The organism is Micromonospora sp. LOL_021 (assembly GCF_048060215.1).
Lineage (GTDB): Bacteria > Actinomycetota > Actinomycetes > Mycobacteriales > Micromonosporaceae > Micromonospora_E.
Genome location: NZ_JBHMIN010000025.1, coordinates 80,540 through 93,109, shown reverse-complemented (window position 1 = coordinate 93,109; position 12,570 = coordinate 80,540). Strand labels below are relative to the sequence as shown.

13 protein-coding genes are annotated in these 12,570 nt (G+C 70.4%); 6 read left to right on the top strand and 7 right to left on the bottom strand.

Features of this window, described 5'->3' with window-relative positions; genetic code table 11:
- Window positions 1-624 precede the first annotated feature (624 nt).
- Complete coding sequence (locus ACFHWT_RS17755) at window positions 625-882, top strand: cellulose binding domain-containing protein (protein WP_416595775.1); 258 nt, start codon at window positions 625-627, stop codon at window positions 880-882.
- Between the two features lie 168 nt (window positions 883-1,050).
- On the opposite strand, the gene ACFHWT_RS17750 is transcribed toward ACFHWT_RS17755, so the two are convergent.
- Window positions 1,051-2,997 (bottom strand): hypothetical protein, encoded by a 1,947-nt coding sequence (locus ACFHWT_RS17750; protein ID WP_416595774.1) that lies wholly within the window; start codon window positions 2,995-2,997, stop codon window positions 1,051-1,053.
- A gap of 239 nt (window positions 2,998-3,236) precedes the next feature.
- Here ACFHWT_RS17750 and ACFHWT_RS17745 point away from each other — a divergent pair, with 239 nt between their 5' ends.
- From ACFHWT_RS17745 to ACFHWT_RS17725, 5 genes are all read left to right on the top strand, one after another.
- A complete protein-coding gene (locus ACFHWT_RS17745) occupies window positions 3,237-3,605 on the top strand; it encodes a hypothetical protein (RefSeq protein WP_416595773.1) in 369 nt (122 codons plus the stop codon).
- A 4-nt stretch (window positions 3,606-3,609) separates the two neighbouring features.
- Window positions 3,610-4,548, top strand: a complete 939-nt coding sequence (locus tag ACFHWT_RS17740; protein WP_416595772.1) for an FAD:protein FMN transferase — start codon at window positions 3,610-3,612, stop codon at window positions 4,546-4,548.
- On the top strand, window positions 4,545-5,567 hold the full coding sequence (locus ACFHWT_RS17735) for a ferric reductase-like transmembrane domain-containing protein (RefSeq protein WP_416595771.1): 1,023 nt from the start codon (window positions 4,545-4,547) through the stop codon (window positions 5,565-5,567). The genes ACFHWT_RS17740 and ACFHWT_RS17735 overlap by 4 nt, the downstream gene beginning before the upstream one ends.
- A 12-nt stretch (window positions 5,568-5,579) precedes the next feature.
- Window positions 5,580-5,825 carry a ferredoxin gene (locus ACFHWT_RS17730; protein ID WP_416595770.1) on the top strand — a complete coding sequence of 82 codons (246 nt, stop codon included), beginning with the start codon at window positions 5,580-5,582 and terminating at the stop codon, window positions 5,823-5,825.
- 92 nt (window positions 5,826-5,917) lie between these two features.
- Window positions 5,918-6,817 carry a DUF2726 domain-containing protein gene (locus ACFHWT_RS17725; RefSeq protein WP_416595769.1) on the top strand — a complete coding sequence of 300 codons (900 nt, stop codon included), beginning with the start codon at window positions 5,918-5,920 and terminating at the stop codon, window positions 6,815-6,817.
- Between the two features lie 158 nt (window positions 6,818-6,975).
- On the opposite strand, the gene ACFHWT_RS17720 is transcribed toward ACFHWT_RS17725, so the two are convergent.
- The 6 genes from ACFHWT_RS17720 to ACFHWT_RS17695 all read right to left on the bottom strand — a co-directional run bounded on the left by ACFHWT_RS17720 (window position 6,976) and on the right by ACFHWT_RS17695 (window position 12,534).
- Window positions 6,976-7,320, bottom strand: a complete 345-nt coding sequence (locus tag ACFHWT_RS17720) for a histone-like nucleoid-structuring protein Lsr2 (RefSeq protein ID WP_416595768.1) — start codon at window positions 7,318-7,320, stop codon at window positions 6,976-6,978.
- A gap of 527 nt (window positions 7,321-7,847) precedes the next feature.
- Window positions 7,848-8,396, bottom strand: coding sequence for a hypothetical protein (locus ACFHWT_RS17715; protein WP_416595767.1), 549 nt, complete (start codon window positions 8,394-8,396; stop codon window positions 7,848-7,850).
- 137 nt (window positions 8,397-8,533) lie between these two features.
- A complete protein-coding gene (locus tag ACFHWT_RS17710; RefSeq protein ID WP_416595765.1) occupies window positions 8,534-9,136 on the bottom strand; it encodes a GTP-binding protein in 603 nt (200 codons plus the stop codon).
- Entirely contained in the window at window positions 9,117-9,503 is a 387-nt protein-coding gene (locus tag ACFHWT_RS17705) for a DUF742 domain-containing protein (RefSeq protein WP_416595763.1), read from the bottom strand. The genes ACFHWT_RS17710 and ACFHWT_RS17705 overlap by 20 nt, the downstream gene beginning before the upstream one ends.
- 10 nt (window positions 9,504-9,513) lie before the next feature.
- Window positions 9,514-9,930 carry a roadblock/LC7 domain-containing protein gene (locus tag ACFHWT_RS17700; protein ID WP_199757514.1) on the bottom strand — a complete coding sequence of 139 codons (417 nt, stop codon included), beginning with the start codon at window positions 9,928-9,930 and terminating at the stop codon, window positions 9,514-9,516.
- 39 nt (window positions 9,931-9,969) lie between these two features.
- Window positions 9,970-12,534: a nitrate- and nitrite sensing domain-containing protein gene (locus ACFHWT_RS17695; RefSeq protein ID WP_416595762.1), complete on the bottom strand. Its 2,565-nt coding sequence runs from the start codon at window positions 12,532-12,534 to the stop codon at window positions 9,970-9,972.
- Window positions 12,535-12,570: the final 36 nt, after the last annotated feature.

Below are 12,570 nucleotides of genomic sequence, written 5' to 3'. Positions count from 1 at the left end.
CGGTTTCCGGGCACTGGTTCTCGGCTCAGTTCCAGGAGCTGATGGCGAACGCGTACCCGCCACTGTGATCTGACCTGACGACCCGGGCGCCGGCCGCCGTCAGGACGACGGCGGCCGGCGCTCGACAACATCGAAGGAGTTCTGCGATCCTGCACCGGATCGGTGCCATGCTCGCCGTCTCGATCGTGACCGTCGCTGCCTGGGCCGGCCCGGCGCAGGCCGAGCCCTGGCCCGCGACCGTTCCCACCCTGACACCGACCCCGGCGTGCCCGCCCGCACTGCCGCTGACGGGTTCGGTCGCCGGCGTGACCCAGACCAGTGTGACCGTGAGCTACCCCATGCTTCTGGTCGGCCCGCCGTGTGGCTATCTTCCGCCGGTCACGGTGACCCTGTCCGCCAGTCGGACCGACGCGCAGCAGTGGCGCGACCCGGTGGCGGCCAAGGTGTCCGGGCCGGAACGCAACGGTGACGTCACGATCGACGGGCTGACGCCGGACACCGAATACTGGTTCCGGTTCACCGACGCCGACGGTCGGCGAGACACCTACGTGCTCGGTGGACCCGCCCGAACCCTGCCGGTGACGGGCTACGTCGCGTCCAGCGTGGTGGATGCCAGTTGGGTCGGTGGGGTTCATCGCCACGGTCACGGTCCGCAACATCGGCACCGAGTCGATCGACGGCTGGCAGGTGTCCTGGCAGTGGCCGGGCGACGAGCGGATCCTGTCGATCTGGCGCGGCCAGGCCGGCGGCGACGGGACGGCTGTCGAGGTGCGGAACGTGTCGTACAACGGCATGGTCGAGCCGGACGGGACGACCACCTTCGGCCTGTTGGTGGCGACCAGTCGGGCCCCGGCGGCGATCAGCCCGGACTGCACCGCCTGACCGGTAGACGAACTCGTCCTAGGACGCTCTACAGGTGGTGCGCCGGTTCACCCGGCACAGCCACGACCCACCCGTCAGACGGACACCGGGAGAGCAACGGCGGTTCGCGAGCAGAGCAGGAGCCGGACGACCCAGGTCGTCCGGCTCCTGCTTCTTGCTACCTGCCGGTCAGGGCTGGCTACGCGGGCTGTCGGGGCCCAGCGTGTCGATGAACTCGTGCGGTCCGGTCACCTCGGACGCCGTCCGGGCCTGCTGTGCCCGGGCAGACATCTGCTCGGCCACGGTCCCGGCCGGCACCCCGGCCCGTCCGGCGGCGTCGACGACCTTCCCGTACGCCTGCTCGGCGAGGACCAGCGCGCGCCGGTAGTCGTGCCGGGCGAGTGCGCGCTCGGCCGCACCGATCAGCCGGTCGGCGGCCCGCAGGTCCCGGTGGGCCCGGCCGGGGCGCGGACCGTCCAACACCGATTCGGCCAGCCGGTTCGCGGCCTCGTTGTACGCGGCGGTGAGGAACCGGTCGCTGTTGTCCCGGTCGAACTGGCTGAAGTCCCAGTTCAGGTCGATGTAGCTCATCATCGAGTTGACCTGGTCGCCGGACCAGGCGAAAAAGAAGTCATCCTCCGGGCCGTAGTCGACACCGGTCTCGCTGTCGTAGCCGTCGTGCGGATGACTCATGCCCAGGTGGTGTCCCACCTCGTGGATCAGCGTCGTGGTCAGGCCGTAGCCGGCGTCGACGATCTCCGGCGAGACGAACGCGAAGACGTACGACTGCGTACCGTCGGTGTAGTTGTCGTCGGCGAAGCCCAGCGCCGGCACCGGGGTGCCGGCCGGCAACGCATAGCTGAACACCGGCAGCTCGTAGTCGACCCGGTCCTGATCGTCGAGCACCCGGTCGAGTTCGAAACTGTTCTGCAGATAGAAGTTGGCGAACGGCGGGTAGCCAAGCTCCGGGTAGCAGGACTTCTCGTCGATCATCACCGCGTAGTAGCAGCGCTCGGCGTCACCCTCGAACTCGAGGTTCTGGCCGTCGTAGTCCAGCACGTTGCGCCACCGCAGTTCCCGCAACTCCAGCTGCAGTAGCTCCTCGTCGATGTAGCGGACGGATGCGTCGACGCCGTCCCAACCTTCGTAGACGTTGCTGTCGATGTTGATCGACTTCGGCGGTTCGGTGCTCGGCAGCTCCGCCGGGTACAGCGGCGACGTGGTGAACAGCAGGTTGATCGCCACGTAGCGGGTGATCAGGCCGAGGTCGCCGGTGAGCGCGTCGGGGGAGCGGTAGCCGTCGGCGGCGTACTCCCAGATCGGCGGCATCCGGTAGTCCTCGACGCCGTTGCCGTCGAGGTCGGGATCGTCGACGTTCCAGTTCTCAGTCCACGATTCCGGCCCGGCCGACAGGTCGTGAAACCACACCCGACGGGTGGAACCGAGGCCGTTCTCCTCGTCGTCGGCAGTGGTGCCGCCCCACGCGGAGATCTTCCGGCTGTCCCGCTCGGCACCGAAGTTGTGCCCGGTGTCCGGGTCAGGTTCGTCGGTCTTGGTGTAGACGTGGAACTTGAAGTCCGACCGACCGAACCAGTTGATGAAGAAGACGGTGTTGCGTCGGGTGTCGACGCCGGCCGGTGGGTTGAGGGCCAGCCACCGCTCCACGCTCGGGGCGTCGATGTGGTGGTTGTCGGTGATCGTGGCGACGTTGCCCTGCTGCTCGTTGTAGAGCTCCTGGTAGGCGGTGAGCGGCGCGGGCGTGGCCAGCCGCTCCAACTCGGCGAAGAACCGGTCCTCGTACCGCTTGTTCGCGTACCGGACGTGGTAGTCGTAGGTGTAGGTCAGGCCTAGCTTCTCGACCTGGTCGTACCACAGCCGGGAGCGGACCACCGGCTCGTAGCGCTGCGGCAGCCCGTCGAGGTACGCCGACCGGTCCACCTGAGTCCGGCTGTAGCCGAGGAAGACCACGTTGACCGGGACCTGCTCGGTGAGTGCCGGCGCACCACCCGGGTCGAGGTGCGCGAAGTGCGGCGTCGCCGCCTGACTGGCGGGTGCCGCCGCGACGATCATCAGCAGTGCCGCTGCCGCCGCTATCAGGGTTGCCGCTGTGGACCTCGTCGTTGTCCTTGTCGACATCCAGTTTCCCTCCGTTGACGACAGGTGGTCGCCGGTCCGGCCGTCCACCCGTGGCAGGGGCGGTCGCCCTCCGCTGTGGACACGGTGTCATTGATCATCGACGCTGTAAATCCGCCGCCGGTAAAACCTGGCGGACCCGCCGGGGGTGTGTGCCCAGTCGGTTGAACCGGGCATCCGTCCGAGCCGTATCCCGGGTTGACGGCGGGTGGTCCGCCGAGCACGGCGATTCGGGAGGCCACGTGGGGGAGCGGGAGCTGGGGCTGCGGCGGGTCACGATGATCACCGGCGGGCTGGCCGTGGCGAGCATCGCCGGAACGCTCGGCGTCGCCGTGGTGGCGCACGCCGACCACACGGCGGACCAGGACGCGAACACTCCGGCGGGCAACGTGCAGGGCGGCACCGCGCCGCAACCGGCCGGCGCCGACGGACAACCCGCCCCGGGCGGAGCGGGTACCGATCCGGCTGCGCCGGCCGGCGACGGGCAGGCCGCCCCGGGCGACGCGACCGAACCGGACCAGCCGGTCGACCAGGCCCCGCCGACGGCGGAGTTCCCGCCGGTGACCGGCGGTGGAGGCGAACCCGGTCAGGCCACCTCCGGCGGGTCGTGAGGCGATGCCGCTGCTGGAGACCCTTCCGGTCGGGCCAGACTGTGCACAGTGGCAAGTGTGGGGGACGCTGGCCCGGGTGGTGGTGAGCGACCCTGCGGCGGTGCCGGCGGCCCGGACGATCGTCGAGGACGTGCTGGCCGCCGTCGACGCCGCCTGCAGCCGGTTTCGCGCCGACTCCGAACTGGTCCGGGCATGTCGCAGCGGAGGAACGCCGGTGCGGATCAGTCCGCTGCTCGCCGGCCTGGTGTCGGTGGCGTTGCGGGCGGCCCACGAGACCGACGGCGACGTCGACCCGACCGTGGGGTCGGCGCTGTGCCGGCTGGGCTACGACGAAGATCTGCGCTGGGTGACCCTGCACGGCCGGCCCGCCGTGACGCGGACCGTCCCGCCGCCCGCAGACTGGCGTCAGGTCCGGCTCGACGGGACCGATCTGACCGTACCGGACGGGGTGCAGCTGGACCTGGGCGCGACCGCTAAGGCCTGGGCGGCCGACCGGGCTGCCCGGGACGTCGCCCGCCGGTGCCGGGTTGGTGTCCTGGTCGCACTCGGCGGCGACGTCGCCACTGCGGGGCCGGCCCCGGGCGGGCGCTGGCGGATCCGGGTGCAGGACGGTCCGTCTGATCCGGCGTGCGTGATCGGTCTGCCGGCCGGCGGCGCGGTGGCCACCTCGAGCACGGTGAGCCGGCAGTGGACCGCCGGAGACACCACGATGCACCACATCGTCGACCCCCGGACGGGTACGCCGGCGGGCCGGGTGTGGCGCAGCGTCTCCGTGGCGGCGTACAGCTGCGTGCGGGCGAACACGCTGAGCACCGCCGCGCTGGTACGCGGTGCGACCGCCGATCGGTGGCTCGCAGGTCTCGGGGCACCGGCCCGGCTGGTGGCCGGGGACGGCACGGTGCGGACCGTCGGAGGCTGGTCCGCGGAGGAGGAGACACAGTGACGGAGGCAGGGTGGTTCGTCGCGCGCGGCACCGGGGTGACGGCGCTCGTCCTGTTGTCGGTGGTCGTGGTGCTGGGGGTGGGCAGCAGATCGGGCCGACCGGTGTTCGGCCTGCCCCGGTTCGCGGTGAGCCTGGTCCACCGCAACGCGGCGCTGCTGGCGGTCGGGCTGCTGACGGTCCACGTGGTCACGTTGCTCTTCGACCCGTACGCCAAGCTCCGGGTGTACGACCTGTTCGTGCCGTTCGGCGCCGAGTACCGGCCGCTGTACATGGGGTTGGGCACGCTCGCCAGCGACGTGATGCTGGTGCTGGTGGTGACCAGTCTGCTGCGTCGGCGGATCGGCGTGCGGCTGTGGCGGGTGCTGCACTGGCTGGCGTACGCCGCTTGGCCGGCGGCGCTCGGCCACTCGGTCGGAACCGGCACGGACAGCGGCCAGACCTGGATGGTGGTGGTCAACGCCGGATGCCTGGCGGCCGTGCTGGGGGCATCCGGCTGGCGGGTGCTGTTGTGGGTGCGGCCCCGGTCGCGTCGCCGGGCCACCGATGACGCTGCTCGACCGGGGCGGCGGGCCCCCGGCGGCTCGCACCGGCGGCCGGGACCCACAACCGACGAGTCGGTTGTCCGTCCGCCGACGGACTGGCTACCCGCCGATCCGCCGGGTGCCCCCGCGCCTGCCGGGTACCCACCCGCCGGTCCCGCTGGTTACCGCCCCGCCGAGTACCGTGCGCCCGGGGCGGTGTGGGACCGTCCGCCTTCGGCGGCAGACCAGGCAGAGCACCCGGTCGGTACCTACGTCGGCGGCCGGGCCGCTGCCCCCGTACCGTCCAGCCTGCTGGACATGTACCGCAAGCCGGGATCGGTCTTCCAAGCGGCGGACCCGCCGGCCTGGCTGCCCGACGCCGGCGGCAACTTCGTCGACCAGCGATCGCCCGACGTCAGTGCCATCCCGCCGTACGGTGACTCCGACGGCTATCGTGACGAGGATCCACACACGGTCTCCACCGGGTGGCGCCGTTAGGAGTGACGACAGGTGAACGATCCGCATGGTGCACGGTTGCAGATCGACTGGGCCCGCTGTGACGGTCGGGGTCTCTGCATCGAGCTGCTGCCCGAGCTGCTGACCCGTGACGACTGGGGCTTCCCGATCTCCCGGGACGGCAGCCGGGAGCCGGTGGTGCCTGCCGAGCTGCGCAGGCATGCCGACCGTGCGGTGGCGAATTGTCCGGAGCTTGCGTTGCGCCTGACATCCGCCGAGACGCCGCGTCGGCGACGCTGACCGCGTACCGCCGCCGTCCACCTCTGGCCGGCGGGCGTCTAGCATGGTCAGGCCTCGCCGGTCGCGGCGCGGCGGAAGCCAAGGACACGACCATGACCAACGACGACGGCCGGGAGCCCTGGCTGCGCCCGGTTCTCAGCTCCGCGGAGCACGCTGCGGGCGTTCGGTGCGGCGAGTTGTTCGACCGTGCCGGCTGTGTCATCGTGCCGGGCCGGCGGCTCGGGCAGCTGGTGGGCGGACGTCCGCCGGGCGTCACCACCCGGCAGTGGAGCGTGGCCACCCGGGCCCGGTTCGATTTCGTGGTCTGTGGCGCCGACGACTACCGCCCGGTCTTCGTGGCCGACTTCGTCGACCCCGCCGTACGGACAGCCGAGCAGCGACGCGACGAACGGATGACCGACGCCGTGTGCGAGGCGGTGGGCCTGGCGGTGCTGCGGGTCGAGTCGGCGGCGCTGACGGCGTCCGGTCGGGGCCGGCGGGTGGTGGAGTACGTGCTCGACGCGCGGACGTTTCAGCAGAGCGCGGCCGGGTTGCGGTCCGGGGAGATCGTCGGGGAGATCAGCTACCGGGATATCGTCGGCCGGTTGCCGGACGGTAGGACCGGCCAGGTCAACGACCTGGGCGCGGTGGCACGCGTCCGGGCAGTGGAGGCCTTCGTCAGCCGGCAGCTGTCCGATCCGCTCCTGCGTGGCCTACACGTCGAGTGGAAGGACGGCGGTGCGGAGGGCTGGGCCTGGCTGACTGCCGGCGAGGGTGGGCTGCTGTTCGAAAGGGTACGGATCTGGCCGCACCGGCTGCACTGCGGGATAGCGCCCGGACGATTCGCTGAGGACTTGGCGGCGGCGGCCGTCGGGGAACAGTTGACCATGCTGGAGCTCGGTGAGCCGCAGTTGCGCAAGCGCCACGAGCTGGCCGGCGAGTTGCGTGCCTTGCTGTCCCGCCGTGCCGAGATGAGTGGCGAGTTCGCGTTCGATCATGTGTCGTTCGACTGATCGCGTGCCTCCCGGCCATCCGACCAAGAGGGCGGTGGCGCCGGCGGATGTCCGCCCTGCCGCTGGACGAAATCGTCCGGCGGCGCCGCCGGCGCCGATAACCTAGCTGCCCGAGTGACGCGTGGGCACCTCTGCCGGGAATGTACTCGACGGGGTGGTCAGCCCTTGTGGTAGGCGGCGATCACGTTTGCCGGGATGCGGCCGCGTTCGGAGACCGGGTAGCCGTTCTTGGCCGCCCATTCGCGGATGGCGCGGTTCTGCTCGCGGTCGGCGCGGGCCGGCGCGGCCGAGTAGCTCCCGCGGCCGCCCCGACCGCCGGCGCTGCTGCGGCTCACCCGGGTGCCGGCGGCGATGTACGTGTCCAGGGCTTTGCGCAGCTTGCCGGCGTTCTTCTCGGACAGATCTATGGTGTAAGTGACACCGTCCAGCGAGAACTCGACCGTCCGGTCGGCCTCGCTGCCGTCGAGGTCGTCGGTCAGCAGAGTAATGACTTTCTTGGCCACAGATGCTCACTCCTCGGGATACGGCCGTGTTCGGAATTGAGTCTGACGCATTGGCCATCGATTCCGCAACACTTCGGCCATTGTCGGTGGTCAGGCGGCCGGCGTTTGCCGGGTCCGGATCTCGTTCCGGACACCATTTGACGCTGGCCAGGGGGCGGTCGGTCGAGGAAAACCGCCATCCGGGCGCGGCGGCCAATGCCTGCCCCGGCAGGGCCACTGATCATCCGGGTCTGCGAGCACTGGCCGCCCGCCGCCACGTGGGATGGCCCACAATCCATTACCGAACCGACGGCGGCTCTCTAGGATAGAGGAGCAGTGACGATCGCCTGGTTCAGGCGACGACCGCAGGAGCGGTGAGTGTCCGGTTCGGACGCTCGGTAGCTGCCGTTTGATGGACGTGGGTGCCGGCTGCGGTGATCACCGCAGCCGGTGCTCATGTACATTCCCTGCCGTCGAACTGCGCGGACAGCGGTCGGCCCCGCTGAGTTCACTCAGCGGGGCCGTGACGGTCGACCGACCCGGGTGGGTCAGCGGAGCCAGGCGTTGCCCCGTACCAGCGGCAGGTTCCGCCACCAGTTGGCCAGGCCGTACCGTAGGCCGGCGCCGGTCGCGGCCAGACCGAGCAGCACCAGGCCGTAGACCAAATGGTCGTCCAGGAACGGGTTGGTGGCGATCGGCAGCGACGCCAGCCACATCAGGGTCAGCAACAACGAGCCGGATACTGCGGCGACCCACATTCCGATGCCCAGGATCAACGCCACGCCGATGCCGAGCAGGCCGACCATGAACAACCAGTCGGCCCAGGCCTGACCGGCCATGCCGCTGAAGAATCCGCTGAACGGGCCCTCCACGTTGCTGAGGTACCCGGTGGTCGGGGATCCGCCGTTGATCCAGGCGCGCTCACTGGGGGTCGACTTGCCAAGGCCGGCGAGTTTGTCGAGGAAAGCCCAGAGAAAGACGAATCCGAGGGCCAGTCTGGTCACTGCCCAGACCACCTCGCCGAACCGGGTCTCGGCGGGCGTGGCGGCGAATCCCCTGTCGGTCGTGGCTGGTGCCGGTTGCGTGGTGCGTGCCATCTCGATCCCTCCCCTGTCGTTGACCGGTGTCGGTGTCCGGCGCTCTCTCCGACACATCGATTGTCAGGGGATTTCCCGGTAGGGTGGCAGGGCCGGAAGTCCCGCCGGCCGGTGCCGGAGGTCGGCCGGGCCGGCGGCTATCCGACAGCGGCCGACCGGCGCGAGTGATCCCGGGCGTGTTCGAGCAGCTTCACCAGGACCTCCTTGCCGGACTGCCGTTGCCGGGCGTCGCAGAGCACCACCGGCACGTCCGGATCGAGGTTGAGCGCCAACTGGACCTCGCCGAGAGCGTACTGCCGGGCCCCGTCGAAGCAGTTGACCGCGACGATGAACGGGGTGCCCCGCTGCTCGAAGTAGTCGATGGACGGAAAACAGTCGGCCAGCCGTCGGGTGTCGGCGAGAACCACCGCACCGAGCGCGCCCATCGCGAGCTCGTCCCAGACGAAGAGGAAGCGCTCCTGGCCGGGGGTGCCGAACAGATAGAGAACCAGGTCTTCGCTGATGGTGATTCGGCCGAAGTCCATCGCCACCGTGGTGGTGGACTTCTCCTCCACGCCGGAGACGTCGTCTACGGCGACCCCGACCTCGGTGAGTAGTTCCTCGGTGCGCAGTGGCCGGGTTTCGCTGACCGAACCGACCAGGGTCGTCTTGCCCACCCCGAAACCGCCGGCGATAAGCACCTTCACCGCGGTCGGCGCGATCGGCCTGGTGCGGGCCGGATCAGAGCGCTCGTAGTCCATTGATAACCGCCTCGAATACGCTGTCGTCAGTCGGGTTCGACGCCGAACGGGGTTCCTGTACCTCGACCAGCGCGTGTTCGAGCAGGTCGCCGAGGAGGACCCGGACGGTGCCGAGGGGCAGATCCAGGTAGGCCGCGACTTCGGCCACCGACAGCGGCTTGCGGCAGCGGTCCAGGATCGCCAGGTGCTCCGGGCCGAGACCGGCTTCCCCCGGTGGGGTCCGTGGCCTGGCCAGCACCAACGAGATGAGGTCGAACCGGCCGCGGCGGGGCCGGGTACGGCCGCCGGTCATGGCGTACGGCCGGACCACCGGCCCGGCGTGGTCGTCGATCCACCGGTCCTCACCGGATTCGTCGGACTGGCTCATCTTCGCCGGGTCACTTCTCTGTGTGGTTCTCGGCCGGGCGGGTGCGGGAGGCCAGATACTTGCCGGCCCTGGTCACCAGCATCGCCATCTCGTAGGCGATCAGCCCCACATCGGTCTCCTCGCTGGCCAGCACGGCGAGGCAGGCACCGTGCCCGGCCGCCGTGACGAACAGGAACGAGGACTCCATCTCGATGATGGTCTGTCGTACCGGTCCACCGCGAAACCGTTTGCCGGCACCGCGGGCGAGGCTCTGGATTCCGGCGGCCAGCGCCGCGAGGTGCTCGCCGTCGTCGCGTCCCAGGCCGGCCGAGGAGGCCATCAACAGGCCGTCCACGGAAAGCACGATCGCATGCTCGGCCTGCTTGACCCGACCGACCAGATCGTCGAGCAACCAGGTGAGGTCCGCGATCGAGGCGGTCTGCTGCATCAGTGGTTCTCCTGTTCGTGCCAGCCCTAGCGCTGAGGCTCACGCCGATGGTGGGTTCCGGTCGTCGCTGACCGGTGCGGTGGCCGGTGACGGTCGTTGCGGCGCCGTCGCAGAATCCTCCGGCGGCGGCGCGTCGGGCAGTCGCGCCGCGTCCGACCGACCTTGCCTCGTCCCGCTCTGGTATGCGCTCATCATCCGCAGTACCTGCTCGGCCGGGCGGGTAGGGGGATCGGCCGGTTCGCCGTCCGGGTGCCTGTCCCGCTGCGACCTGTCGGGCGGGCTCGCACCCGGCCCACCGGCGGATCCGGCGGCTGCGGCGGCTGCGGTGTGGCGTACCCGGACCGGTAGCCCGGACGGGGTGTACGTCGAGGTGTGTGGCCCGGCTGGCGAGGCGGCCCGGACCTGTTCAGGCTCGGGCTGCACCGACCCGGCCGGGTCGGCCGTCGTCGCCGTTGGCGGTGCGGTCGGCGGTGTCTCCCCTGTCGCCGTCGTCGGTGCGGTCGGTGCGGTCGGTGCGTCGCCGTCCGGCGGCGGTGCGGGCTCGGAGCGGGCGGTGGCGGCCACCTGGGCGACCGCCCGCACCGTGGACCGCCGCTCGGCGGCCCGACCGGGGCCGGCTGCGGCCGCCAAGGGCAGCGTATCGACGGCGCCGGACGCAGCGGAAACAGCAGGCACCGCCGCTGGGAGTCGGCCGCTGGAGCGCAGATCCGGGTCGGTGGCTTCGTCGCCCGGCACCACCAGTTCCCGTGGGATCAGCACGACAGCGGTGGACCCGCCGTACGGCGACTCCTTCAGGTGCACCCGGATGCCGGTGCGTTCGGTCAGCCGGCTGACCACGTACAGGCCGAGCCGGACCGTGCTGGACAACCGGAACTCCGGATGCTCGGTGATCCGTTCGTTTGCGGCGGCTCGCTCGTCGTCACTCATGCCCAGCCCGCGGTCCTCGATCTCCACCACGTAGCCGTTGGCGACGAACTGGCCCTTGACCTGGACGGTGGTGTGCGGCGGGGAGAACGACAACGCGTTCTCGATGAGTTCGGCGAGCAGGTGGATCACGTCGGCGACGGCCCGGCCGGCCAACGAGACCTGCCCGATCGGAGCGACGGTCACCCGGGTGTAGTCCTCGACCTCGGCGATGGCACCCCGGACCACGTCCACCATCGGCACGTCGCGGCGCCAGGTCCGGCCGGGTGTCGAGCCGGAGAGCACGATCAGGTTCTCCGCGTTGCGCCGCATCCGGGTGGCCAGGTGGTCGACCCGGAAGAGCTCCTCCAGCTTGTCCGCGTCCTCCTCCCGGCGTTCCATCGAGTCGAGCAGGGTGAGCTGCCGGTGGACCAGCGCCTGGGTCCGGCGGGCCAGGCTGAGGAACACGTCGCGTACGCTGCGCCGCAGCTCGGCCTGTTCCACGGCGGTGCGGACGGCGGTCTCCTGCACCCGGTTGAACGCGCGACCCACCTGCCCGATCTCGTCGTTGCCGAACTCCAGCGGCGGTGCCTCGGCCGCCACGTCGACCTCCTCGCCTCGGCCGAGCCGGTCGACCACGCCCGGCAGCCGCTCCTCGGCCAGCCGGTGCGCCGCGTCCCGGAGCCGTTCGAGCTGAGCGACGATCGCCCGTGCGGTGGTGATCGACATGATGATCGACGCGACCACCGCGAGCATGCCGAGGCCGGCGGCGAGTAGCAGCCGGAGCAGTACCAGCAGTGCCACCGGCACGGCCCGGTCGACGAGGTCGTCGCCGCCGGCCAGCACGATCGTGTGCAGATCGGACATGGTCGCGTCGGCCGCGGGCCGCCACTGCGTTTCGGCCAACGGTGCCGACGAGGAGGAGGGCCCGCTCGCGATGATCCGTTGCTGCGCGTCCCGGAAACGTTCGTAGCTGTCGCTGTCGACCAGTTCGGCGTACCGGGTTCGGTCCGGTTCCGGCAGGTTCACCACGGTGGCGTCGACGAGGAATTCCTGGGCGCCGACCAACTGCACGAACCAGGTGTGCTCGGCGGCGGTGAACCGCTCGGCGATGATCACACCGGCGATCAGCGCGTCCTGCTGGGCGATCAGTTCCTGGCTCCGGTTGAGATCGGTCAGGGTCGCCGTGTCGTCGGCGATGTCGCGTTCGTCGAGGTTGCCCAGCGCCCCGAACAGTTGGAAGAACGCGGTGATCGTGTTGGTGTAGGCGCCGTGCGCGCTGCCCCGGTCGATTTCCCGGGCGTCGACGGCGTCGCGGGTCGTTCGCAGCTCGGTCAGCCACCGTACGGTGTCTGCGACCTGTTGTTCCAGGTCTGCGCCGGCCGCGAGGTCCGCCCACCAGTGCTGGGCGGATTCCTCGAATTCGTCGGCGAGCCGCTCGTTCGCCTCACGGAGCTCGACCAGTTCGCTACGGCGTTCGTCGGTCGGCCCGGCCAGGTATTCCATCGCCAGCCGCCGCTCGGACTGCAGCCCGAGCAGCAGCGGCTCACTCGGCTGGTAGATCTGGCTGTCATAGGTCTGCACCCACAACAAATTCAGGCCGTCGCGCAGGGTCACCCAGGCGGCGAATGCCCACAGCGCGCTGAGCGACAGCAGCAGCGCGACAATCTTGGTACGCAGGCGAAATCCGCGTGACACCATTACACCGTCCCCGGCCTGACCTGCGAATGTCTCGTC